The sequence below is a fragment of the Sneathiella glossodoripedis JCM 23214 genome (genome assembly GCF_000616095.1).
GTDB classification, from domain to species: domain Bacteria; phylum Pseudomonadota; class Alphaproteobacteria; order Sneathiellales; family Sneathiellaceae; genus Sneathiella; species Sneathiella glossodoripedis.
In genome coordinates, this window is the sequence record NZ_BAMS01000001.1 from 552059 (window position 1) to 577026 (window position 24968).

Genomic DNA, 24968 nt, shown 5'->3' on the forward strand with positions numbered 1-24968 from the left:
TGATCTTATGCGCGTTTCGGCGCAGAGCTCATGACTTCATCATCGACATATTCGATAAACTGTTCGAAGTTTTCGATAAACAGGCTGACCAAATGTGCAGCCTGTTTGTCATAGGCATCTTTGTCTGCCCAAGTATTCCGCGGATTCAGAATTTCGGAAGGCACACCTTCGCCGGATTTGGGGATGGAAAGACCAAAGAATGGGTCTTTTTCAAAATCCACATTTGCCAATGTACCGTCCAGAGCCGCATTGACCAGCGCCCGTGTATGCTTGATTGGCATTCTATGACCTGTTCCATATGCACCACCTGTCCAACCGGTGTTTACCAGCCAGCAATTTACGCCGTGGGCTTCAATTTTTTCTCCCAGCAATTTCGCGTAAACTGATGGGTGACGGGGCATGAAAGGTGCGCCAAAACATGTTGAAAATGTTGCCTGAGGCTCGTTACCCAATCCTTTTTCAGTGCCAGCCAGTTTTGCTGTATAGCCGGATAGAAAATGATACATCGCCTGTTCAGGCGTAAGTTTGGAAATGGGAGGTAACACACCAAAGGCATCAGCTGTTAGCATAATGACGTTTTTGGGGTTACCAGCTATTCCTGTTTCGCTGGCATTAGGAATAAAATTAATCGGATAGGAAGCACGTGTATTTTCGGTAAGGCTGTTGTCATCAAGATCGAGCCGGCCCTTTTCATCCATCACCACATTTTCAAGCACCGTTCCAAAGCGTCCGGTTGTCGCGTAGATTTCCGGCTCCGCTTCCTGAGAGAGCTTGATCACTTTTGCGTAACAGCCTCCTTCAAAATTGAAGACGCTGTCATCCGCCCAACCATGCTCATCATCCCCGATCAGCATGCGGCTGGCATCTGCTGAAAGTGTTGTCTTACCAGTGCCTGAGAGGCCAAAAAAGACCGCGCTTTCATTTTCATTACTCACATTGACAGAGCAATGCATCGGCAGGACATTTTTCTCTGGCAGCAGGTAGTTCAAAATTGAAAATACTGATTTCTTGATTTCGCCTGCGTAGGATGTACCACCAATAATCACCAGTTTTTCAGCGAAATTAGCGAGCACAAAAACTTCCGAACGGGTACCGTCAATTGCTGGGTCGGCCTCAAATGATGGGCATTGCAAAATCGTGAATTCCGGCACGAAATCGTCAAGTTCTTCATCAGCAGGCTGAATGAACATGTTGCGGGCAAACAGATTGTGCCATGCGCATTCAGTAATGATCCGCACCCGCAGACGATGGTTCTTATCCGCACCAGCATAACAATCCTGCACAAATACTTCCCGGTCCTGCAGATGGGCAATCATTTTTTTGTGCAAGCTAGCAAACTTTGTGGCTTCAAAGGGTTTGTTGACCTTACCCCACCAAATATTCTCTTTGCTGCAGTCTTCTTCGACAATAAATTTGTCATTGGCAGAACGGCCAGTATGTTGGCCGGTAATTGCGACAAGAGCACCACCTTCAGAGAGTTTGGCTTCTCCCCGTTTAAGAGCTTCTGTATACAGATCAGGAGCGGTAAAATTCCAATGGGAGACACCTACTCCTCCCAACCCCTGATTTTCCAGACCATAACTGCTGATCCGAGATCCTTTAGTTTCCAACGCACTTCTCCCGCCAAACCGTATTTTTTAGATGACTATTTTGCTCAAAGGATACGGAGCCCCCGGGAGCTTCGCAAGAGAAGGGCCTTGAAAACTGTCAAAAAAGTGAAATTTTTTTGAAAGATTTTCAAATGAGTTTCGTTTGATTCTTAAACCGAAAAATCTTGAAATAAATTAACCAATTTTTATTTGTGGTTAGATTTTTCCTGACTAAACGGACAGGTATTTTTTCGCTTTTTTTCGATGTCCGCTGAAAAGAAAGATTCATGATAATGGAAACATACACCAGTTTAAGGACAAAAATCACGGTTAAGTCCATATGCTGCCACAATTGTGACAAAAGCAGGATGGTATTAAGATTACAGCTACATTAAACTGACACAGACTGGCCTTGGAGGGGATTGTTGTGACAACCAAAATTGCCCTTGTGGATGATGACCTTAATGTCTTGACGACGGTTTCCATATTACTGGAATCCGAAGGGTTTTCGGTCACTAAATTTTCAGATGGTGAAGAAGCGCTTAATTCATTTCAGAAAAGCCCGCCTGATCTGGCTGTGCTGGATATAAAAATGCCACGAATGGATGGCATGGAAATGCTGAATAGACTACGGCGATCTTCAGATTTGCCCGTTATTTTCCTCACTTCGAAGGACGACGAAATTGACGAATTTCTGGGTCTTAAAATGGGTGCTGATGACTATGTGAAAAAGCCTTTTTCTCAGCGACTTCTTGTTGAAAGGATCAGGACAGTACTTCGACGTCACAAGGCCAAGGCAAGCTCTGAGGAAACTGCAGATGAAGATGTCCTGGTTCGGGGGCGTCTGAAACTGGATAGTGTGCGTCATGCATGTTTCTGGGATGATCAGGAAGTTACATTGACTGTAACAGAATTTATGCTTTTGCATGCGCTTGCTCATCGGCCAGGTCACGTGAAGAGCAGGGACCAGTTGATGGATGCGGCCTATGATGACAATATCTACGTAGATGATCGGACAATTGACAGTCATATAAAACGGCTGCGTAAAAAGATCCGGAATGTGGATCCGGAATTTTCGGCGATAGAAACTCTTTACGGTGTAGGTTATCGTTTCAAGGAAAACTAGTCGTCATTTTTGGAAAGAGTGTTAAGTGGACGCCACAGAGTTTTCAGAAAAGGCCTCAGACAAGCCGCTGCCTTTACCCGCTTCTAATAAGAGTGCATCCACTGCCAAACGAAGCAGGTCAGCTACGAAAGCGGCTCCTAAAAAGAGGAACTGGAGCCCATTTTCCTCTCTGTCCCGCCGTATTATGGCAATCAATCTGTTTTCGATTGTTTTTCTTGCTGGCGGGATTCTGTATCTGGATCAGTTTCGCTCCGGCTTGATAGATGCCAGACTTCAGGCTTTGACTACAAACGGCCGGATGATTGCGGGGGCACTAGGTGAAGCTGCGCTCGCAGATATGACTTTCTCAGGTGGATCAAGTTATTTTAATCTGGATAGCCGAAATATTCGTCGCGTGATGCGACGTTTGGCAGTTGTCACGAATACACCTGCGCGTCTGTTTGATCGTGAGGGTGACTTGATAGCGGATAGTCGGTTTCTGATTTCGGCAGGAAGGCAGATCATACTGGAGGAACTTCCGCCACCAGATCAGCGCAGCAGTCTGCAAAAATACTATGAAAATACATACGCTTTTCTTGCAGGTCTGATCCCTGCATCGCAGGATTACCCGTTGTTTCCTGAAAAACGCTCAGTATCTGCGAAAGATTTTTCCGAGGTTGAGACAGCTCTCAAAGGAGAGCTGAAAACTGTTATTCGCCAGACCCGTGACGGCCGTCTTATGTTGACAGCAGCAATTCCGGTTCAGGGTTTTAAGAGAATTCTGGGTGCCCTGATGCTGGTCGAGGATGGGAGTGCGATTGATGACGCGGTTCAGGCTGCACAGGTGATGACCTTGACAGTATTTTCTATAACGGTTGTTATTACCTTGTTGTTGTCTCTGTATTTGGCAAGAACCATTGCGCGGCCAATACATGAAATGGCAGAGGCCGCAGACAAAGTTAGGCTTGGAATTGGCAGGCGTGTTGAAATGCCGGATTTCTCCGATCGACAGGATGAAATTGCGGATTTGTCTATTTCGTTCCGGCAAATGACCACTGCACTTTATGATCGAATGGATGCTATTGAGGCATTTGCCGCGGATGTGGCCCATGAGTTAAAAAATCCTTTGACCTCACTCGGTACAGCTATTGATACATTTGAGAGGATCAAGGATGAAGAAAAAAGAAAACAGTTGCAGGCTGTTATCTCAAGTGACGTTAAAAGGCTGGATCGTCTGATTACCGATATCTCCTCCGCCAGCAGGCTGGATGCGGAATTATCGCGAACGGAAGGGGAAACTGTTGCGTTGGTTGAGGTTATCGATGGGGTTGTCGCGATGTATTCGGCGGACAGGATACCGCGAAAAGTACAGCTTGATGTTGAAGTGTCGTCCAGCAACATTACTGTTGAGGGTGTACCGGGTAGGCTTGGGCAAGTCGTTCGAAACCTCATTGAAAATGCGATTTCATTCTCTCCTGACGGGGGGCGTGTTCTGGTACGTGTGCAAGAGGAGCGGGATCTGAATAAAAATCAGTGGGTCCAGATTGATGTAGAAGATCAGGGGCCGGGAATTCCAGAGAATAAGCTGGAAGCGATATTTAACAGATTTTATACAGAACGTCCGAGAGACGAGGTTTTTGGCCAGCATTCAGGATTGGGTTTGAGTATTTCCAAGTTGATAGTTGAAGCGCATGGGGGAAGTATCCGGGCCACCAACCGAATGAGTGCCGATGGTGCGGTTCTGGGAGCCCGTTTTTCTGTCCGACTGCCTAACTAGGGAATTTGCATTGACAGCCCTGTCATCAGATGTCCTAATTTTGCAATGAAAAAGATCCACGCATCCGCAGTTGCAATCCAGAATCAAGCCATTTTGCTCCGAGGTCCTTCGGGGGCTGGTAAGTCAGATTTGGCGTTGCGGCTGATTGGCGAAGGGGCAACGCTAATTTGCGATGACTATGTGGAGCTGGAAATTCTGGGTGGCCAAGTTTGGGCGCACACCCCCAAAAATATCGCCGGGCTGATAGAGGTTCGGGGCCTTGGTATTGTTTCCCAGCCTTACGTAAGTGGTGTTTCTGTTGCTCTTGTTTGTGATCTTGTACAGGTGAGTGAAATTGAAAGGTTGCCCGATCCGCCTCAATATGAACAATTATTGAATATTGCGGTTCCGCGGATGGATGTTGATTATCGAGCAGCGTCAACACCCGCCCGAATTCGATTGGCACTTGACCGCCGAAGTGAGATATGGCCCTCTGAACTTGGTGCAGATTTCTAATAAATATTGATTAAGGCAGAAGATCGCATGGAAAAGGCGCATACCAGAATTGTTCTGATCACAGGCTATTCAGGTGCGGGAAAATCAACAGCCTTAAAACAGTTTGAGGATCTGGGTTGGGAAGTTGCGGATAATATCCCGCTTTCCCTGCTGTCGCCACTGGTGCGTGATATCAGTCGCGCTGGTGGGATGAATATTGTAGTGGGTGTTGATACCCGAACAAGAGGGTTTTCTGTCGATGCTTTGTCTGAATTGTTGCAGACTTTACGATCCGATACCGATAGCCCAGTTGAATTATTGTTTCTCGACTGCGACAGTGATGTCTTGCAGCGTCGCTTTACGGAAACCCGGCGTAAACATCCGTTGGCAAATGGGCGCCCAGTAGCAGATGGCATAAAGGCAGAGCGGAACCTGTTTCGCCCTTTGAGGGGACAAGCAGATATTCGGATTGATACAACGTTGCTATCATTACCCGATCTGCGCAATCAGTTGATACAGCGCTTCAGCCTGAATGACAGTCCGACGATGACAATTACGGTCATGTCCTTTTCCTATAAACGCGGGATCCCGCGCGAGGCAGATCTTGTTTTTGATATGCGATTTTTGCGTAATCCTTATTATGATGAAAAATTACGACCTCTTACGGGTCAAAATGATAAGGTTGTTGCCTATATATCAGAGGACGAAAGTTTCAGGCCGTTTCTGCAGCAGCTCAAATCCATGATGGATTTGCTGTTGCCAAGGTACAAGGCCGAGGGAAAATCCTATCTAACAGTCGCGATTGGCTGTACAGGTGGACGGCATCGATCTGTGTGTGTGTCGGAAAATATTCATGGCTATATGATGGAAAATGGGTATTTTACGCAATTGATACATCGGGATCTTGAGTAAAAACTGATAAGCGAATCTAAAAGGGCGTATGTAATGATTGGAATGGTTTTGGTTACACATGGCCGGTTGGCTGAAGAGTTTGTTGCAGCCACCGAACATGTGGTAGGCCCCCAAGATCAGGTAAGGGCGATCTCGATTGGTCCTGATGATGATATGGAGCAACGTCGCAATGACATATTGAAGGCCGTATCTGAGGTTGAGACTGGTTCGGGAGTTATAATCTTGACGGATATGTTTGGCGGTACACCGTCAAACCTTGCTATTTCCATTATGGAAAAAGCAAGTGTTGAGGTGATTGCCGGGATTAATCTGCCGATGTTGATCAAGCTTGCGAGCTTGCGCGGTGAAGATGATATGGAGAAAGCAGTTGCGGCAGCGCAGGAATCGGGCCGGAAATATATCAATGTTGCGTCGCATTTGCTGGCCAATAAATCCTGACCGGATCGTTTTGTCAGTATGAGCAAATCTTTGCAAAAAACACTCCTGATTGAAAATGAACGCGGTCTGCATGCTCGCGCTGCGGCAAAATTTGTAAAATGTGTCGAAAAATTTGACGCTAACGTGATCGTAACCAAAGACGATAATAATGTGTCCGGAACATCCATAATGGGTCTGATGATGCTGGCGGCTTCCCGTGGATCTTCGATTAACCTATCTGTTAGCGGGCCGGATGCAGAAGCGGCGCTGACTGCAATCGAAGAACTGGTCGGTGACAAGTTTGGTGAAGATCAGGACGGCACAGAGTAAGTTTGACTGGCTTCATATTTCCCATTAAATAATCAAGATATAAAGATGTCTTTATGTAATTCTTGATCGTGTTGGATGTGTCTGTTATAAACGCAGCTAAGCAATGGTCATGCGCAATCTGAGCCCGTGATCAACCAGATATGTCAAAAGGAAAAGAGTATCCCATGTCAACTTCACAAGATTTCAAGGTTGCCGATCTTTCGCTTGCCGATTGGGGTCGCAAGGAAATTAAGATCGCTGAAACCGAAATGCCTGGCCTGATGGCGCTGCGCGAGGAATTTGGAGCTAGCAAGCCATTGAAAGGTGCTCGCATTGCCGGCTGTCTTCATATGACAATTCAGACTGCGGTACTCATTGAAACTCTGATTGAACTGGGTGCGGAAGTTCGCTGGTCGTCATGTAATATTTTTTCGACCCAGGATCAGGCTGCTGCGGCTATCGCTGATGCCGGCATCCCGGTTTTTGCCTGGAAAGGCATGAGTGAGGAAGAATTCTGGTGGTGTATCGAAGCAACCATTGAAGGGCCAAATGGCTGGCGTCCAAATCTGATATTGGATGATGGCGGTGATCTCACGCAGATCATGCATGAGAAATATCCACAATATCTGGAAGATATCAAAGGCCTGTCAGAAGAGACGACAACCGGTGTTCATCGGTTATATGAAATGGCAAAGGCGGGAACGTTGAAAGTTCCTGCAATCAATGTGAATGACAGTGTTACCAAGTCCAAGTTTGACAACCTGTACGGGTGCCGTGAAAGTCTTGTCGATGGCATCAAACGGGCAACAGATGTGATGGTCGCGGGTAAGGTTGCTGTGGTTGCAGGTTATGGAGACGTGGGCAAGGGCTCCGCAGCATCACTGCGCTCGCAAGGTGCACGCGTACTCGTTACCGAAATTGATCCAATTTGTGCACTTCAGGCGTCCATGGAAGGTTATGAAGTTGTCACGATGGAAAAGGCAGCTCCGCTTGGTGATATTTTTGTCACGACAACAGGTAACATTGACGTCATTACAATTGAGCATATGCGGCAGATGAAGGACCGCGCAATTGTTAGCAACATTGGACATTTTGATTCCGAAATCCAGATTGAAGCCCTGCGCAATTACCCTTGGCACAATGTTAAGCCTCAAGTGGATGAAGTAGAATTCCCTGATGGAAAACGTATTATCGTTTTGGCAGAAGGCCGCCTTGTAAATCTGGGCTGTGCTACAGGTCACCCAAGCTTTGTGATGAGCGCATCCTTTACAAATCAGGTGCTTGCGCAAATTGAACTTTGGGAACGTTCTGAAAATTACAAGAATGACGTATATGTACTTCCTAAACATCTGGATGAAAAAGTGGCCAGTCTGCATCTGGCGAAGTTGGGTGTCGAACTGACAACACTGTCCCCAGAACAGGCCGCTTATATCGGCGTGAAACAACAGGGGCCGTTCAAACCAGAGCATTATCGCTACTAAATCAAGTGAGTTTGATCCCGAAAAGCTGGCCAAAAAACGGCCAGCTTTTTTTATGCTTTCACAACAGAACGCTTAATCTATTGTCATTGCGCACTCTTTTTTGATAACTCTGGTTGCTGGAGCGGCAGGATTTGTTGATAGTGCCGTAAAGGGGAAAGCGTCGGACAACTGTTAATGGGCATCGATTATTCGTCTACAGAGCTTGTAATTATCTGGCTAACGGTTCTCATCGTTATCATTTTGGCGATGGCCCTTTTCGTGATGCGTCGCAAAGCGTTATCCCTGCTTGGACAAAGTGATCGACTTGGCGAGCGGGTGCGGTTACTTGAAGAAGAGCTTGAAAGTTCCCGTGAAGAAGCTGCGGAAAAAGAGAAAGAAATCTTGAGCCTTAAGTCGATCCTTATGGACACGCGATCCGAACGGGATGACTATATTGATCTTTTGAATGCCGCACCTTTCCCAATTTGGCGAAGGGATCAACAATCCAGAATAGTTTGGCACAATAATAAATACGAAGAAATAGTCGGACCGCCCAATAGCTTGGGTGATGTGTCGGAGCTTGCCTCCAGTAGAGAACCTGATCAAGCTCGTAAGTTGGCAGCCAGAGCCCGTGTTACTCAATCCACGCAGAGTGAACTGCGCAAATTTGTCGTTGGTGGAGATTTGCGAAGCTTTAGGGTCCATGAAGTACCGCTTGAGTTTGAAAACCAGCTTGCGGGATTTGCGGAGGATGTCTCCCGTGAAGAACAAATGGCTGCGGATATGAATGAGCATATGCGCGGTCAGGAAAGCGTTCTTGAGAATATAACAACCGCCATTGCTATTTACGGACCAGACCTGCGACTGACATTTTATAATCAGACTTACGCAAAATTGTGGAAGTTAAGTGACGCATTTCTTCAGGAAAAACCCACAATTCTGGAAGTTCTGGATAAACAACGTGAATTGCGACGCCTTCCTGAGCAGGCAGACTTTTCTGCTTATAAAGCCAAACGCAAGGCATTATTTACAAACCTTATCAGCATGCAAGAAGAGCTTGTCCAGCTCCCCGATGAAACGATGCTGAGAACGGTGATTGCTCCGCATTCCATGGGGGGATTGTTCTTCATGTTCGAAGACGTGACGGACAGGGTTGTTTTGGAGAGAGCCAGAAATACTCAAACAGCAGTGCAGCGAGCAACTCTTGACAATTTGTACGAAGCGGTTGCGGTGTTTGGATCTGACGCAAGGTTAAAGCTGTATAATTCTGGTTTCTCAACGATATGGGGAATTCCGCAGGAATATCTGGAAGAGGATATGCATATATCGGTGCTGATCGACAAGATCTTCGATATGTGGAAACTGGATCAAAACGGAGATTTACGCGATCGCTATATTGCCAACGTGACGCGGCGCGATGCGTATTCAGGTCAGTTACAACAACCTACGGGACGGACAGTAAATTATAACCGCGTTCCATTACCTGATGGCAACGTGCTCTATACCTATATCGATGTGACTGATCAGCTCAGGATCGAAAGGGTGTTGACCGAAAGAAATGATGCTTTGCAGGCTGCAGATCGCATGAAGACTGAGTTTGTCGCGAGCGTCAGTCATGAGCTGCGCACTCCATTGAACACGATAATTGGTTTTGCTGAGATTTTGGTTAAACAGTTCTTCGGCCCACTCAACGTTAAACAGAACGAATATGGCCAAGGCATTCTGGATAGCTCAAATCACTTGCTGACATTAATCAATGATATTCTGGATATGGCGAATATTCAGGCTGGCAAGATTGAGCTTGAACTTGAGCCCGTCGATGTACATGCCTTGCTTGCCAACGTGATTACAATGGTACATGATCGCGCCAGAAAGCGGCAGATTCAAATCGATTTTGATATTTCCGAGGATTTGGGCTGGGCGACACTGGATGAGCGGCGGATCAAGCAGGTGATCTTCAATTTATTCAGCAACTCCATCAAATTTACGCGACCCGGAGGACGTGTATATCTTGAAGCAGGGCGGAATGCGGAAGGTTTGCTGATCAAGGTAATTGATACCGGGATTGGAATATCCAGAGAAGCTCAGGATCGCATATTTGAGCGATTTGCAAAGGGTGATACCACTCATGAAAATGCAGGGGCGGGTATTGGTCTTTCCCTTGTTAAGAGTTTTGTGGAGATGCATGAGGGTCGCGTGTGGCTTGAATCTGATGAAAACACGGGAACAACTGTCTACTGTCAATTGCCTGAAAAATTGTGTCTTGAGTCTAAACCGAGGTAAAGCAACCCCATGACTGGTCATCTGGATCTGTCCATTACCGTGACTTCAGAAGAGGAAACGCGCAATCTGGCGAAAGACTTGTCCCAACTTCTGAAGGTAGGAGATATTGTCCGCTTGGATGGGACACTTGGAGCTGGCAAGACCGCTTTTGCGAGAGCATTGATTCAATCGCTGGCAGAGCAGGATCTTGAAGTTCCAAGCCCGACTTTTAATTTGTTGCTGCTTTATGATACGCCCGCCGGAATGGTCTATCACTATGATTTTTATAGACTGGAAGATCCTGAGGAAATCTGGGAGCTGGATATTGACGATGCCTATGACAGTGGGATCACTATAATGGAGTGGGCTGAACGGCTTGAAGATCTGGCGCCGCAGAATGCGCTGAGGATCGAACTGGTTATTACAGGTGATTTAGAATCGAGCCGCGTGTTGCAAATAACAGGCGACGAAAGCTGGGGTCGCCGTTTGGCGGGTTTCAGTCAGGGCAAAACCGTCAATGACTGATTTGCACTTTTCTCTGCTCAAAGGTACTCCGTGGAGCGGTGCGGCTCCCGTTTCCATGGCTGGAGATGCATCTTCGCGCAGTTATTATCGACTTGCTGGTGGAGAGAAGCCGGCAGTTTTGATGATTGATCCAGATCCAGATACAGTTGAAAAGTTTCTTAAAATTGCAAAGTTGCTAAAGAAAAGAGAATTCAGCGCGCCGGAAATTTATCATGTGGATGTCGAAAGTGGTGTCGTCATACTCGAAGATCTGGGTGATGGGCTTTTGGCAAGTCTGATTGATAAGGATCCAAATTGCGAAAAAGATCTGTATCAGTTAGCCGTTGATTTTTTGATCCGACAGAAAGGGTTGGAGAAACCTATTGGTCTTCCCTTTTTCTCACAAAGCTATGTGCTGGATCAGAACGCGGCGTTTCTTGATTTTTATGTCCCTGAAATTCTGGGGGCGCCTTTGGCTGATAACGCGCGGTATTTTTTTCACCAAATCTGGGTCGAGTTACTCAAACAGATTGATGTCGAGCAGGAGGTGTTTCTACATCGCGATTTTCATGCTCAAAATTTATTGTATTTACCGGACAGAAGTGGTTTGCATAGGCTTGGGTTGCTGGATTTTCAGGATGCGATGACTGGACCTGCGGCTTATGATCTTGCATCCTTGCTGCAGGATGTGAGGCGGCAGGTCGATCCGGACATCGCCCAGAAGATGATTGAATATTACATAAGCGAAACGAACGTAGATGAAAAGGCTTTTAAACGGGATTTTGCGATCCTCGGAGCCCATCGCTGCTTAAGAATTCTGGGTGTGTTCACACGCCTTTCCAAATTGGAAGGGAAAAACCAGTATATTGCACTCCTGCCCAGAGTGATTGGTCATTTGAACGATAATCTGGCCCACCCTGACCTGTTGGCGCTAAAACATTGGATCAAAGTTACACTTGGGACACATCAGGCGGAGGTCAGGTTGTAATGAGTGACATTCATACTGCGATGGTCCTTGCCGCGGGGCTTGGACGTCGATTGCAACCGCTAACCGACCATACACCTAAACCACTGGTAAAGGTGCAGGGGCGTGCGCTTATTGACTATGCATTGGATCTGGTTCGTGGTGCAGGTTTAAGTCAGGTGGTGATTAACTGCCACCATCTCGCTGATCAGATCGAAACTTATGCAAAGAGCATACAGGATTTGACCGTTAAAATATCTGATGAACGCGGTGAGTTGCTGGAAACCGGTGGTGGTGTTCAAAAGGCACTACCTCTGCTTGGAAACTCAGCTTTCGCTGTTATTAATTCAGATGTGATCGTCAGGGACTCACAGAACGGATCTCTGAAATCCCTGATTGAAGTTTGGGATCCGGAAAAGATGGACGTCCTCCTATTGTTGCAAGAGAAATCCAGCGCTGTTGGTTACGATGGAGAGGGTGATTTCACCATCGGACCAGATGGGCGCTTAACACGGCGTCATGAGCAGAGCGTCGCCCCTTATATTTTCTCAGGTGTACAGATTGTAAAACCGGAAATGTTTGACGAAGTTGCCGAAGGAAAATTCTCTATGAATGTTATTTTTGACCGGGCAGCGAAAAACGGGCGTTTATATGGATCAATCCATACCGGAATGTGGCTCCATGTTGGAACAGTAAACGCAATATCTCAGGCAGAGGAGGTTTTTGCGGGTTGTGAATAAGAAGTCAAATTTGCAGCCTAATGTTTTGAATATACCGCCTGAGTATATTTTTGTTGACTGTTTGGCCCGCCATTTAGTGCAGACTTATTCTGCGGATTTGTCCCGGCTTGGAGATGTGACCATCTTAACAACTACCCGTCGGGCTGCACGCGCACTTCAACATGCGTTTTTGCGAGAAGCCAGAGGTGTACCGCTTTTACTTCCAAGAATGCGTCCGATCGGAGATGTGGATGAAGATGAGTTGCTGCTTGAGGGAGGGTTGAGTGAGGATCTGCAACACGCGCTAAATTTGCCCCCAGCGATTGACCCGTTACGCAGGCAATTATTGTTGGGTCAGCTGATTTTGAAGAAAGATCCTGAAAATCAGGATATAGCAAAGGCAGTGGGGCTTGCGCTGGAGCTTGCACGCTTGCTTGATCAAACTCAGACCGAAGGACAGGACCTCAAGGACCTTTGGAAAATTGTTCCTGATGAGTACGCTACTCACTGGCAGGTAACCCTCGAATTCTTAAAAATAATCAGTGAAGTCTGGCCCCAAATTCTGGAGGCAGAAGGTGCGATCGACCCGGCTAAGCGCAGGGATTTATTGCTGCGGCATCAAATCGAAGAATGGAGCTATTCCCCCAAGGGGGCCGATATATGCTGTCGGTTCAACAGGATCCATTCCCGCAACTGCAGCATTATTAAAGCTTGTTTCTGAATTGCCATCGGGATGTGTAGTGTTACCCGGGCTTGATCGGTATCTGGATGAAGAAACATGGGCAGTGGTTGAACATGAGCCCAGTCATCCGCAATATGGTCTCGCACGGTTGTTATCATATATGGGAATAACACGTGCAGACGTTCATGATTTGACCGATCCGAGCGCAAAAACCGGCACGGATGCGCGCGTTCATTTTTTTGCCGAGGCCATGCGTCCGGCAAGCACCACTGATTATTGGCAGCAATTAGAGTTACCAGACTTTGAACAGATGGGGGCTCTGCAGTTGATCGAATGTAGTGGTCCGCAAGCAGAAGCCCAAGTCATAGCACTTAAGATGCGTGAGGTGTTGGAGACACCGAACAAAACTGCGACACTTGTAACTCCGGATCGGGATTTATCAAGACGTGTAAGTGCGGAATTACGGCGTTGGGGCATTGAAGTAGATGACAGCGCCGGGGCCAGTTTGGATCAGTCACCGCCTGGTGTTTTCTTGCGGCTCATTGCGAAAATGGTGGCAGACAGATTTGACCCCCTTTCTGTGTTGGCAGTATTGAAACATCCTTACGCAAATATGGGCTATCCGATTGGCAGATTTCGGACGCTGGTGCGTGAACTCGAAATCAATTTGTTGCGTGGACCTAAACCAGCGGAAGGGCTTGGAGGACTAGAAAGTCTTGTAATTGCAGCGGTTGCTCAAACGAAAATTTCCTGCGAGCTTGAGAGTTGGTTTACAAAATTTAAGCAAATTGTGAAGCCGCTTGAGGATCTTGCATTGAGCGGTGAAGTGCCGTTTGAGAAATTTCTGAAAAAATACGTGAGTGTAGCGGAAGAGTTATGCGTCAGCGAAAACGAGCTACAGACAGTTTTATGGCAGGGCCATTTTGGAGAAGAGGCCGCCTCTTTCATATCAGAGTTGTTGCGCGCCAGTGATATTGCGGGACCTGTTAAAAGCGACATCTGGCCTGAGTTGCTGGAAAGTCTCATGGTCGGCCGAATGGTTCGAAGTCCATATGGTCTGCACCCCAGATTACAGATTTGGGGACCGATCGAAGCAAGATTGCAACGATCGGATGTTATGATACTGGGGGGTATGAATAAAGGGGTGTGGCCGCCGGAACAGGCGGGAGATCCTTGGATGAGCCGGCCCATGAGAGCCGAGTTTAACTTACCACTGCCGGAGAAAAAAATTGGCTTGTCTGCGCATGATTTCCAGCAGGCGTTCTGTGCGAAGGAAGTTGTTCTCACTCGTTCCGAGAAAATGGATGGTGCACCGACAGTACCGAGCCGCTGGATTTTACGGTTGCAGACCCTATTACAAAAAAATGGAGCAAGTCTTGTTCAGAAGAGCAGTGCTCAATGGCTGCACTGGCAAGCTGATCTGGATAAGCCGGATATATATTCTGCGCAAATGGCGCCTCGGCCAACACCACCTGTGTCTGCACGTCCACGGCGGCTATCCGTTACAAGAATTGAAAAGTGGATTAAAGACCCGTATTCCATTTTTGCAGATGCAATCCTGAATTTGAAACCATTGGATAATATTGGCGAAGAGCCCGGTGGCGCTGAGCGAGGAACATTTATACATAAGGCACTGGAAATATTTGTTGAGCGATTTCCAAAAGAATTACCAGAGGATGCAGAAGCCCAACTTCTGCAAATTGGTCGGGAGGTTTTCTCGGAAATCCTGACCTATCCAGCGGTCTGGGCTTTCTGGTGGCCGCGATTTGAAAAAATGGCAAAGTGGTTTGTGGAATTCGAAAAAGAACGTAGATCACATTATTTGCCCGTAAAACTGGAAGCAAAAGGCGTCATGAAAATCGGTGCTCCATTTGGCCCGTTTGAATTATCCGGAACTGCGGATCGGATTGATAAGTCGCAACTCAATGAAGTTTCAATAATAGATTATAAAACAGGGTCTATTCCCACCGAAAAGCAGGTTGAAACAGGCATTTCACCACAATTGGCGCTGGAAGCAGCATGCTAGAGCGAGGAGCTTTGAGGGACTTGAGGGATTAAGCGTTGCCGAGCTTCTATATATTCGCCTAAGCGGCGGGGACCCTGCTGGTGAAAAACGCCAGGCATGCAAAAAACTTTCCGTTGAGGAGCTAATGGAACAGGCCTTTAATGGCCTGCAACGTCTTGTGGCTCAATTTGATCGCGAGGCTACACCTTATCTGGCAAGGCCGCGTTCTGAATTCGTGGATAGATACAACGATTATGAACATCTCGCCCGCGTTCGTGAGTGGTCAAGCGGGAGGGGTAGTGATGACTGATTCTGGTATATCCGAGCTCACAAAAGCGGGTATTAAAGCACAGCGGCGGGCCGCAGACCCATCTATTTCCGCGTGGGTGTCTGCCTCAGCGGGCTCAGGAAAGACCCGGGTTCTTGTAGACCGGACTTTGCGGTTGATGTTGGCAGGAACGCAGCCTGAGAGAATACTCTGTATTACATTTACCAAAGCAGCCGCGGCGGAAATGGCGAACCGGCTAAACGAGGTCCTTGGCAGTTGGTCAGTTTTGCCAGAGAAAGATTTAATAGCTGCCATCAAGGAGCTGAGAGGCAAAGAGCCTGATGCAAAGGAAGTGGTCCGGGCGCGTCAGCTATTTGCAAGTGTGCTCGACGCTCCGGGTGGTATAAAAATTCAGACCATACATTCTTTTTGCAGTTCCGTACTCGCCCGTTTTCCACTGGAAGCAGGCATTTCACCGAATTTTCGCGAATTGGATGATCGTACCGCATCCGAAATAATGGAGGTGGCGCGAGACAGGTTATTGAGTGCTACACGGGATCCTGCCAAAAAAAGCTTGGCAGACGCATTAAGGCAGGTTAGCGAGCGTATCAATGAAGGTGATTTCGCAGCATTGATGCAGGCGCTTACTTCAAAACGGGGGCGGTTGAGGCGCTTTTTCAAGCAACATCAGAGCTTAATGAAGCTAGAGACGCGTTGGCGGACATTTTGCAAGTAGATCCCGTCCTAACTGAAGAGGAATTGCTGGAAAAAGCGTGTGAAGAAGAAGCGTTTGATGGGCAAGCCCTTCGGCAGGTTGTCGAAGTTCTTTTGAATGGCACTAAAACTGATACGGAAAATGCGAATAAGCTGGCGGACTGGTTATCACAGCCAGAAAAACGAAAAGACTTATTCGACCAGTACAAGTCAGTGTTTTTTACAGTCAAAGAAGATCCAAAAACAGACAGATTTCTGGCAGGTGCGAAATCTCAAAAACAGATGCCGGAGATTTTGGATATCCTGTATGCAGAGAGGGAGCGATTAAGTCTTATATTAGAGACACGCAAGCGTATCCGGGTGTTGTTGACAACTACAGCTATGCTGGCGCTGGCCCAGCGATTACTGAGTGAATACGAGCGTGAAAAAATACGCCGCGGAGCGCTGGATTTCGATGACCTGATCCTGACTACACGTGATTTGCTCAAACAAACCGAAATTACGCCTTGGGTTATGTTCAAGCTTGATGGCGGGATCGATCATATTCTTGTGGATGAGGCTCAGGATACAAGCCCCGAACAGTGGGAAGTGATCAACGCCCTGACCAGTGAGTTCTTTAGTGGGATGGGCTCACGCGACCATGCTAGAACCGTTTTTGTTGTGGGAGACGAAAAACAGTCAATCTATTCGTTTCAGGGAGCGGACCCGGCTGCGTTTGAGCATATGCGTCTGCTTTTCAAGGAAAAGGCTGAACGGGCGCAAAAAGTTTGGGAGAAAGTTCCTATGGACCTGTCGTTTCGATCAACTCATGCTGTATTGTCACTAGTTGACGATATATTTCAATCGCAAGAGGCACGTTCAGGCCTGACTGTCGAAGCGTCGGAAATACAGCATTTCGTTCATCGAAGTGATGCACCGGGTTTTACTGAGATTTGGCCGGTTGTTAAACCGCAACCTGTAGAGGATACAGATCCGTGGGAGATTCCTTTGGATCAGGAATTGGGTGTCAGTCCGCCAGCGCAACTCGCAAAAAATATTGCGACGCAAATTCGGTACTGGTTGGACAATAAAGAGGTTCTGGAAGCCAAAGGGAGATATCTTGAGCCCAAGGATATCATGATATTGGTTCAGAGCCGGAACGCTTTGTTTGATGAACTGGTCCGTGCACTGAAGCAGGCAGATATTCCTCTCGCCGGTGCTGATCGAATGCAATTGACAGAACAGCTGGCGGTTATGGATCTGATTGCACTTGGCAATTTCGTGTTATTGCCAGAGGACGATTTGACACTGGCAATCTTGTTGAAAAGCCCGTTTGTGGGATGCGATGATAATCAGCTTTTTGAGTTGGCTTATGGGCGAAAAGGGTCACTTTGGTCAGCCCTGCAGAAATACACCGGTAAAATAGAGATTTTTAAAGATGCTGTTGGTTTTCTACGGCGGCAAATGGCTCGCGCTGATTATGTTCCTGTCTACGAATTTTACGCTGACATTTTAGGGCGGGAAAAGGGTCGGGAAAAACTTGTTTCCCGCCTTGGTCCCGAAGCACTTGATCCAATTGAGGAGTTTTTATCACTCGCGCTGTCCTATCAGAGAAGTGAGGCAACTTCGCTGCAGAAGTTCCTGCATTGGATTAAAGCCGGAGCGGCCGAAATCAAAAGGGATATGGAGCAGGGTAGAAATGAAGTTCGTATCCTCACGGTACATGGATCCAAAGGGTTGCAGGCGCCGGTGGTGTTTTTGCCAGATACTTGCCAAGGAAGCGCCCCCCCAAGAAATAGTCAGATTCTCTGGAGTGAGGGTGGAGCACATGCACCTCTCTGGCCGGTTCGAAAGGAAAATTATGATCAGTACAGCTTATCGTTATTGAATCAACAGAAGCGAAGCCAGAGCGAAGAGAAGAAGCGCCTTTTGTATGTGGCTCTAACCAGAGCTGAGGACAGGTTGTATATTTGTGGTTGGGAAAATAAGAAAGCCCGCCCTCAAGGGTGTTGGTATGACCTGATTGAGAGCGCGTTTCGACCGATGGATTCAAGAGAGATTGAAGAGATCCAACTTCCCTTTGGGGATGTGGCCAGGCGGCGGCGCAGTGGTTCTCAAAAGGTAGTCATTTCCGATGAGGTCAAATCACAGCCAGACACTTTGAAGGCACTTCCTGAATGGGCGCGTCAGATGCCAGCAGCTGAACCCTTTCCGCCTCAGCCTTTGACGCCTTCGCGTCAAGAAGAAGAGCCATCCGTGCGATCGCCATTGGGAGGTGATGATGGACATCGTTTTCACCGGGGAATTATCATTCACAGACTGCTGGAGAGTTTACCATCAGTGCCAATCGAAGAGCGACGACAAACGGCAAAATCCTGGCTTGCCAGGCCAGCACATGGGCTTTCAGAGGAGCAGCAGAAAACTATCTTGAAGGAGACTTTGGCTGTACTTGATCATCCGGAATTTGGAGACATTTTTGGTCCAGATAGTCGGGCTGAGGTTCCAATAACAGGACTGATGGATCAGGTAATTATGTCAGGTCAGATAGACAGGCTTTTAATCCGTGGCGATGAAGTTCTTATTGTGGATTATAAAACAAATCGTCCTTCACCGAGGGATGTCAGCGAAGTTCCTCGAATATATATTCAGCAAATGCAGATATATTATCGGGCACTTAAAAAAATGTATCCGGGAAAATACATCAGATGCGCCTTGCTCTGGACAGATGGCCCTTACCTAATGGAGCTGCCTGAAAGCATGATGTAGTTTCCATCACTTGACGGAATGGCTATGGATACGTAATTATCAATATAAGATCGAGCGAAAGCTCGCGCTCGAGGGCGCGTAAATTTTTTGTCAGGATTGAGGACATAATGGCCACAACAAGTGTTACAGATGCATCTTTCGAACAGGATGTTTTAAAAAATGAGGGGCTGGTACTGGTTGACTTCTGGGCTGAATGGTGCGGCCCGTGCAAGACAATTGCTCCCTCTTTGGAAGAACTCTCCAATGAACTTGCGGGTCAGGTGACTGTCGCCAAGATCAATATCGATGAAAACCCGAATACGCCAACAAAATACGGTGTTCGTGGTATTCCTACCCTTATGCTTTTTAAAGATGGCGAAGTTGCTGGAACTAAAGTCGGTGCTTCACCAAAAGGACAAATCGAGGAATGGATTAAATCTTCAAGCTGATAGGCATAAGATTTACCAAGTGACAAGCGGGCCCAAGTGGCCCGCTTTTTTATTGTCTTTTTTTTCATATATCCGGCACAATCAGTTAAAAATTAAAAGAAAGCAAAGTTTGAATGGCGTCTGTAATTTGTAATTCACTTGAAATTGAATATGAACGAATTGGCGAAGCTGGAAATCCGGTTGTTCTGTTGATCGCGGGCCTTGGTTTTCAAATGATCGACTGGCCCTTGGACATGTGCAAAAAACTTGCGGCAGCGGGATATCAGGTTATCCGTTTTGATAACCGTGACATTGGACTGTCCGAAAAGTTAAGCGCTTCTGGTATACCGGATATTCAGAAAATCTTACATGACAAAGGGCAGGGAAAACATATTCAATTACCCTACCAATTAGAGGATATGGCAAAGGATGTCTCCGAACTGCTCAAAGCGCTGGATATTTCGGCGGCGCATATTGTGGGTATGTCCATGGGAGGTATGATTGCCCAAATCGTTGCGGCAAGCTTTCCGGAGCAGACATTGAGCTTAACATCGATTATGTCTTCTTCCTCAGATCCGTCTCTTCCGGGGCCAACAGATGATGCCTCTACGATTCTTGCTTCAGCACCTGCTAGCCAGAATAAAGAAGATATTGTGGCCTTCGGCTTGAAGGTTAATGAAGTGATTGGTAGCCCGGGGTTCAGGTGGCCGCTAAAACTATTGCAGGCTCATATAGAAGCTTGCATCGAGCGTTCCTACTGCCCGGATGGTTATATGCGCCAGTATGCTGCTGTGTTGGCCGCGGGTAGCAGGGTTGAGCTTTTACACAAGATTTCTGTTCCAACACTCGTCATACATGGAAGTAATGATCCGCTTGTTCAGCCGGTATGCGGGCGGAATGTTGCGGATCATGTAACTGGCAGCCGGTATGTTGAGGTTTCGGGGATGGGGCATGATTTATCTCCAGCCCTTTGTGCCCATTTAGCGGATTTGCTGCTTGATCATCTGAAATCTCATCAGTACTAGCGAAAAGCTGGTTCATCAAAGCTTCTAAGCTTGCGTGAATGCATGCTTTCAATTCCCCCATCGCGGAGCATTCTGAGGGTTTCAATGCCTATTCGCAGATGTTTGGCTGTTCTATCCTGATAGAATTTATTGGCCATTCCTGGAAGCTTAATCTCTCCGTGTAATGGTTTATCGGATACACACAGCAATGTTCCGTAGGGTACTCTGAAACGGAAACCGTTTGCGGCAATGGTCGCGGATTCCATATCAATGGCGATTGCCTTCGTCTGGTTAAAGCGTTGCGCCAGTTCTTTGTGACGTAATTCCCAGTCCCGATCATCAGTTGTATAAACCGTTCCGGTTCTGAAATGTTCTTTGAGTTGTGCCCGGCTGAGGCTTCCTTCCGATGCTTTGGCCACGGCTTCCGTAAGGGCTACTTGAATTTCTGCAATTGCCGGTAGAGGAACCGAAGGGTGAATATCTTCATCCAGCACATGATCTTCCCGAACATAGGCGTGGGCCAACACGTAATCACCTAGACTTTGTGTTCGGCGGAGCCCACCGCAATGGCCAACCATGAGCCAGCAATGGGGTCTTAAGACTGCTATGTGATCGGTTATCGTTTTAGCGTTTGAAGGGCCCACACCAATATTAACAAGGGTTATCCCTTCATGATGATCCGTAACCAGATGATAGGCGGGCATTTGCGGTAGATGAACAGGGTAAGTTCCACCTTCAACTTCCTCACCGTCAATGCGGGGGTTTTTTGTAACGACGTTACCCGGCTCAACAAAAGCTCTGTATTCGTTACCATTTAAGACCTGCTCTTTGCCATATTCGACAAATTCATCCACATATCGCTGATAGTTCGTGAATAAGACGAAGCGCTGGAAATGTTTGGGTGATGTGCCTGTGTAATGAGCAAGGCGCAACAGGGAATAATCAACTCTTTCCGCAGCAAACAGCGATAGCGGCATGGGGTCACCGGGTGCAGGTTGATGAGTTCCGTTGGCGATGGAATCGTTTATATTAGCCAACTCTGGCATAGGAAAGATGGATTGCAACGCCTGAACATCTTCACCGGAGACATTTGAGGATGCTTTTTCGATTACAAAAGGCAGTGGCATTGGTCGATCACTAAGACCTACATATACCGGCTGTACGTGGTTGTTGATCAGGAGTTCAATTTGTTCAAGATAATAACTGCGAAACAGCTCGGGATTGGTGAGAGTTGTCCCAAAAACACCGGCTGAATGAAGATTTCCATATGCCAAACGTCCGGTCAGGTTAATATCCTGCGGTCCGATCTCTAAACCAGATAGGGGTAGTATGCTATATCAAGGGGGCTGGTTTTGTCGCCTTCAGCAAATTCCCTGAAGCGCTTCTTAACCTTTTCAACATTCTCGTTATAAATTTTTTCGATTGCATCAAGGGCGTCAGCTGCTGTCTCATATTTCTTGAGATTCGTTGCACCGCCGTGACCTGACGTGGTGTTTGTCAGAAATCCACTCATATTTTCTTCCTTCCAGTGACCCCTACGGTCACCGCCAAAACTAAATTCTCTTCTTTTTTCTCTATCTATTTAGCATTTTTTTATGACAACACAATTAATCAATTGTTCTGATGAAAAATATGTTAGTAAGCGGTTTCTAAAGTGACAACACTCAGTTATGCGGACTCGAGGATGACAGTAACGCTCGCCCCTATGGAAGGGGTTGTTGACGAATATATGCGAGATATCATGACGCGCATTGGCGGTTTCGATCTATGCGTTTCTGAATTCGTCCGGGTTAGCCAGCAGCTATTGCCAGCTTCCGTATATTATCGGTATTGCCCCGAATTAAAGAATGGTGGGACCACTGCTTCTGGCACGCCCGTGCATGTTCAGCTTATGGGCGGCGATGCCAGTCTGCTTGCAGAAAGTGCCCAACAGCTTGTCGAACTGGGAGCGCCGGGAATTGATTTGAATTTTGGGTGCCCGGCAAAAACAGTAAATAAACGAGATGCTGGGGCAACGTTACTCCAGTGGCCAACACGCGTACATGATATTGTTTATGCGGTCCGCAAAGCTGTACCCGTGCACATTCCGGTCAGCGCAAAAATGCGACTTGGCTATATGGATAAAAATCTGTATCTGGACAATGCCCATGCGGTCGAAGATGCCGGGGCTGGGAAGCTCACGGTTCATGCCAGAACAAAACTCGAAGGTTATAAACCACCTGCACATTGGGAATATTTGGCTCCAATCCGGGAAAACCTGTCAATTCGTGTCATTGCCAATGGAGAAATTTGGACACATGAGGATTTTCAGGCGTGTAAATCCATAAGCGGCTGTAGCGAGTTTATGATTGGTCGCGGTGCCATTGCCCGCCCAAGCCTTGCGCAGGAAATTAAGAAAGAGCGAGAAGACAAGCTGTCTTGGGGTGAAATTATGGGCCATTTGCATGATTACAACATGCTGTTGCTTAAAATGGACAGTGATCATCGGCGTGCAGGTAGGCTGAAGCAATGGATAAAATTACTGAGCCGTACATATGATCCAAGTGGCGCTTTATTTGCGAACATTCGTCGATTACAAGAACCAGACGAAATTCTGGGATCCATAAGTGGTGCAATCGCCGCTTAGTGATATTCATCTTTACTACGTTACAGTAAACTTCAAAAATTCGGAAAATTGACTCTTTCGGTGCTTTGTTAGGGAAGCCTTAACAACTCTGTCGTTAAGTACATGGTTAAGTATTTAATGAGTAATCAGGTACCAGGTGCAGGAATTTTCATTCGAGGTTGTGTGTCTTCGTTTGTTGACTGCTCTGGGTTGATAAGGACAAAAACAAATGAACTTACGCAATTTGAGCATAACGAAAAAATTGTTCATTTCTCCCACGATATTTGTGCTGGCGCTGATCTTTCTTGGAGCCGTATCCATATCGGGAAGTCAGCAAAGTCTGGACACCATGGAAGCGCTGAATACTCAGGCTGAAGTGAAAAACGGTGCGGCTTACCGTTTTCAACGGGATTTGCAGGCCTTTAACGGAAATCTGTTTAGGCTGATATCCCAGATGAACGCGGGAGTGGAAGAGGAACTGCTTGCCAAGCAGCGTGAGGGATTACGCAAATATATTGCGGGTGCAAAAGAAAGCCTCGATAACTTCATCGCCAACGGTAGCTACACGGAAAGTGAACTTACGTTGCTTGAGAAGTTGCGTGTTGAGCTCGAAAATTACAGTGTTGACGTCAAAGATGTCATTGACATGACTGAAGTGGATGGCAGTACTGCTGTGATCATGATGATTGGTGCCGATGAGAAATTCGGCATCATGTATGCAACGATTAATGAACTCGTCAAAGTATGGCAGGAAGATAGTAAACTTAAATACTTGCAAGCAGTTGAAGACGGGGAAAATGCGGTTCAGCAGTTTATTGCGATCAGCGTTATTGCATTGGTTATCGCAGGTGCGGTTACCTATATCTTTGCACGGATGATCCGCCGACCAATTCTTGCTCTTACAGGTGCGATGACCGAACTTTCTAAGGGTAACAAGTCTGTGGAAATTCCATCACACGAAGAAAAGAATGAAATTGGTGAAATGGCCCGAGCTGTTTTGGTCTTTAAGGAAAATGCTATCGAGCAGGAACGCCTTGAAGCGGAAGCCAAACAGCGTGAGCAGGAGCAGGCTGAACGTGATCGTCTCGCTCGTGAGGAAGAGGAACGCCGTGAACAGGCTGAGCGTGAGCGCGAAAAGCGTGAAGCTGCCGAGAAAGAAGCCCATGCGCAGCGAGTTGCCAAGCTGATTGAGGATTTCGAAAACGAAGTATCTGAAGTTATGAGCACAGTTGCCTTGGCAACGCGAGAGTTGCAGTCTACTGCAAATTCCATGAGCTCAACCGCTGGTACGTCTCAGGAGCTTGCTGAAGGTGTTGCAAGCGCATCCAATGAGGCCTCACGAAATGTACAGACAGTAGCATCTGCGGCCGAAGAGCTAACGTCTTCGATCAATGAAATCAGTCGTCAGGTTCAGCAAGCAAATGAAGTTTCTGAAAAAGCGGTGGTTGAAGCAGGTAACAGCACAACTTCAGTCTCGACTCTCGCCGAAACCGCCAAGAAAATTAGTGAAGTTGTCGATATGATCAACGATATTGCTGGCCAGACAAACCTGTTGGCTCTTAACGCGACTATTGAAGCTGCCCGTGCCGGAGATGCGGGCAAGGGATTTGCCGTTGTTGCTTCGGAAGTTAAAAGCCTTGCCAATCAGACGGCTCGCGCGACAGAAGAAATTGCGCAGCAGATTAATGATATGCAATCAGCAACAGACAGTGCGGTATCAGCCATCGCAAATATTGATAGCGTGATTACCAGTATTCGGCAATCAACAGTGGGTATTTCCTCTGCAATTGAAGAGCAGAGTGCTGCGACTAACGAAATTTCCCGAAATGTTCAGGAAGCTTCCAACGGTACAAGTGAAGTTTCCATGAAAATTGGCACTGTGTCTGAAAAAGCCAGTGAAACGGGTGCTGCTGCTGAAGAAGTTCAGTCAGCTGCCTCAAGACTGGATAGTCTGTCGCAGAAATTGAAGCAGGACATTGAAGGATTCCTTTCAGACGTTCGCGCTGCCTGATTACAAATCACTTCAGGGAAAAAGGCTTGCATTCC

At 47.1% G+C, this 24968-nt stretch carries 21 protein-coding genes and 1 pseudogene; 20 read left to right on the forward strand and 2 right to left on the reverse strand.

Translation table 11 applies throughout. The features are described 5' to 3' along the window. Window positions 1-5: 5 nt before the first annotated feature. Window positions 6-1610, reverse strand: a complete 1605-nt coding sequence (locus tag JCM23214_RS02800; protein WP_025897432.1) for a phosphoenolpyruvate carboxykinase — start codon at window positions 1608-1610, stop codon at window positions 6-8. A gap of 406 nt (window positions 1611-2016) precedes the next feature. Here JCM23214_RS02800 and JCM23214_RS02810 point away from each other — a divergent pair, with 406 nt between their 5' ends. The 18 genes from JCM23214_RS02810 to JCM23214_RS02880 all read left to right on the forward strand — a co-directional run bounded on the left by JCM23214_RS02810 (window position 2017) and on the right by JCM23214_RS02880 (window position 20338). Next, window positions 2017-2715, forward strand: coding sequence for a response regulator transcription factor (locus JCM23214_RS02810; protein ID WP_025897434.1), 699 nt, complete (start codon window positions 2017-2019; stop codon window positions 2713-2715). 25 nt (window positions 2716-2740) lie between these two features. Continuing rightward, complete coding sequence (locus JCM23214_RS02815; RefSeq protein ID WP_025897435.1) at window positions 2741-4471, forward strand: sensor histidine kinase; 1731 nt, start codon at window positions 2741-2743, stop codon at window positions 4469-4471. A gap of 45 nt (window positions 4472-4516) precedes the next feature. Continuing rightward, window positions 4517-4966 (forward strand): HPr kinase/phosphorylase, encoded by a 450-nt coding sequence (locus tag JCM23214_RS02820; RefSeq protein ID WP_025897436.1) that lies wholly within the window; start codon window positions 4517-4519, stop codon window positions 4964-4966. A 27-nt stretch (window positions 4967-4993) separates the two neighbouring features. Next, window positions 4994-5857 (forward strand): RNase adapter RapZ, encoded by an 864-nt coding sequence (rapZ, locus tag JCM23214_RS18790; protein WP_051547995.1) that lies wholly within the window; start codon window positions 4994-4996, stop codon window positions 5855-5857. Window positions 5858-5890: 33 nt separating this feature from the next. Continuing rightward, window positions 5891-6295, forward strand: a complete 405-nt coding sequence (locus JCM23214_RS18795; RefSeq protein ID WP_037492564.1) for a PTS sugar transporter subunit IIA — start codon at window positions 5891-5893, stop codon at window positions 6293-6295. Between the two features lie 18 nt (window positions 6296-6313). Then, on the forward strand, window positions 6314-6604 hold the full coding sequence (locus JCM23214_RS02835; protein ID WP_025897437.1) for an HPr family phosphocarrier protein: 291 nt from the start codon (window positions 6314-6316) through the stop codon (window positions 6602-6604). A 164-nt stretch (window positions 6605-6768) separates the two neighbouring features. Then, complete coding sequence (ahcY, locus tag JCM23214_RS02840) at window positions 6769-8064, forward strand: adenosylhomocysteinase (RefSeq protein WP_025897438.1); 1296 nt, start codon at window positions 6769-6771, stop codon at window positions 8062-8064. A gap of 174 nt (window positions 8065-8238) precedes the next feature. Then, window positions 8239-10326 (forward strand): sensor histidine kinase, encoded by a 2088-nt coding sequence (locus tag JCM23214_RS02845; RefSeq protein WP_025897439.1) that lies wholly within the window; start codon window positions 8239-8241, stop codon window positions 10324-10326. A gap of 9 nt (window positions 10327-10335) precedes the next feature. Further along, window positions 10336-10830 carry a tRNA (adenosine(37)-N6)-threonylcarbamoyltransferase complex ATPase subunit type 1 TsaE gene (gene tsaE / locus JCM23214_RS02850; protein ID WP_025897440.1) on the forward strand — a complete coding sequence of 165 codons (495 nt, stop codon included), beginning with the start codon at window positions 10336-10338 and terminating at the stop codon, window positions 10828-10830. Then, window positions 10823-11797 carry an aminoglycoside phosphotransferase family protein gene (locus JCM23214_RS02855; RefSeq protein ID WP_025897441.1) on the forward strand — a complete coding sequence of 325 codons (975 nt, stop codon included), beginning with the start codon at window positions 10823-10825 and terminating at the stop codon, window positions 11795-11797. Before tsaE ends, JCM23214_RS02855 begins: the two co-directional genes overlap by 8 nt. Continuing rightward, window positions 11797-12513: a nucleotidyltransferase family protein gene (locus JCM23214_RS02860; protein ID WP_025897442.1), complete on the forward strand. Its 717-nt coding sequence runs from the start codon at window positions 11797-11799 to the stop codon at window positions 12511-12513. Before JCM23214_RS02855 ends, JCM23214_RS02860 begins: the two co-directional genes overlap by 1 nt. Window positions 12514-12523: 10 nt before the next feature. Then, a complete protein-coding gene (locus tag JCM23214_RS25215) occupies window positions 12524-13213 on the forward strand; it encodes a PD-(D/E)XK nuclease family protein (RefSeq protein WP_234397630.1) in 690 nt (229 codons plus the stop codon). Continuing rightward, complete coding sequence (gene addB, locus JCM23214_RS18800) at window positions 13176-15200, forward strand: double-strand break repair protein AddB (protein ID WP_234397662.1); 2025 nt, start codon at window positions 13176-13178, stop codon at window positions 15198-15200. Before JCM23214_RS25215 ends, addB begins: the two co-directional genes overlap by 38 nt. Window positions 15201-15324: 124 nt before the next feature. Beyond that, window positions 15325-15489 carry a hypothetical protein gene (locus tag JCM23214_RS23400; RefSeq protein ID WP_159104288.1) on the forward strand — a complete coding sequence of 55 codons (165 nt, stop codon included), beginning with the start codon at window positions 15325-15327 and terminating at the stop codon, window positions 15487-15489. After that, window positions 15482-16183, forward strand: coding sequence for a UvrD-helicase domain-containing protein (locus JCM23214_RS21985; RefSeq protein WP_051547998.1), 702 nt, complete (start codon window positions 15482-15484; stop codon window positions 16181-16183). Before JCM23214_RS23400 ends, JCM23214_RS21985 begins: the two co-directional genes overlap by 8 nt. Next, a complete protein-coding gene (gene addA / locus JCM23214_RS18805) occupies window positions 16162-18906 on the forward strand; it encodes a double-strand break repair helicase AddA (protein ID WP_051547999.1) in 2745 nt (914 codons plus the stop codon). Before JCM23214_RS21985 ends, addA begins: the two co-directional genes overlap by 22 nt. Window positions 18907-19013: 107 nt before the next feature. Continuing rightward, window positions 19014-19334, forward strand: coding sequence for a thioredoxin TrxA (trxA, locus tag JCM23214_RS02875; RefSeq protein ID WP_025897443.1), 321 nt, complete (start codon window positions 19014-19016; stop codon window positions 19332-19334). Window positions 19335-19447: 113 nt separating this feature from the next. After that, on the forward strand, window positions 19448-20338 hold the full coding sequence (locus JCM23214_RS02880) for an alpha/beta fold hydrolase (RefSeq protein ID WP_025897444.1): 891 nt from the start codon (window positions 19448-19450) through the stop codon (window positions 20336-20338). On the opposite strand, the pseudogene JCM23214_RS18810 reads toward JCM23214_RS02880, so the two are convergent. Continuing rightward, window positions 20335-21830 (reverse strand): annotated as a pseudogene (locus JCM23214_RS18810) (AMP nucleosidase). The gene JCM23214_RS02880 and the pseudogene JCM23214_RS18810 overlap by 4 nt on opposite strands. Window positions 21831-22001: 171 nt before the next feature. Between JCM23214_RS18810 and JCM23214_RS02890 the strand changes: the two are divergent. Beyond that, complete coding sequence (locus JCM23214_RS02890; RefSeq protein ID WP_025897446.1) at window positions 22002-22943, forward strand: tRNA dihydrouridine synthase; 942 nt, start codon at window positions 22002-22004, stop codon at window positions 22941-22943. 208 nt (window positions 22944-23151) lie between these two features. Continuing rightward, window positions 23152-24933, forward strand: coding sequence for a methyl-accepting chemotaxis protein (locus JCM23214_RS18815; RefSeq protein ID WP_025897447.1), 1782 nt, complete (start codon window positions 23152-23154; stop codon window positions 24931-24933). Window positions 24934-24968: the final 35 nt, after the last annotated feature.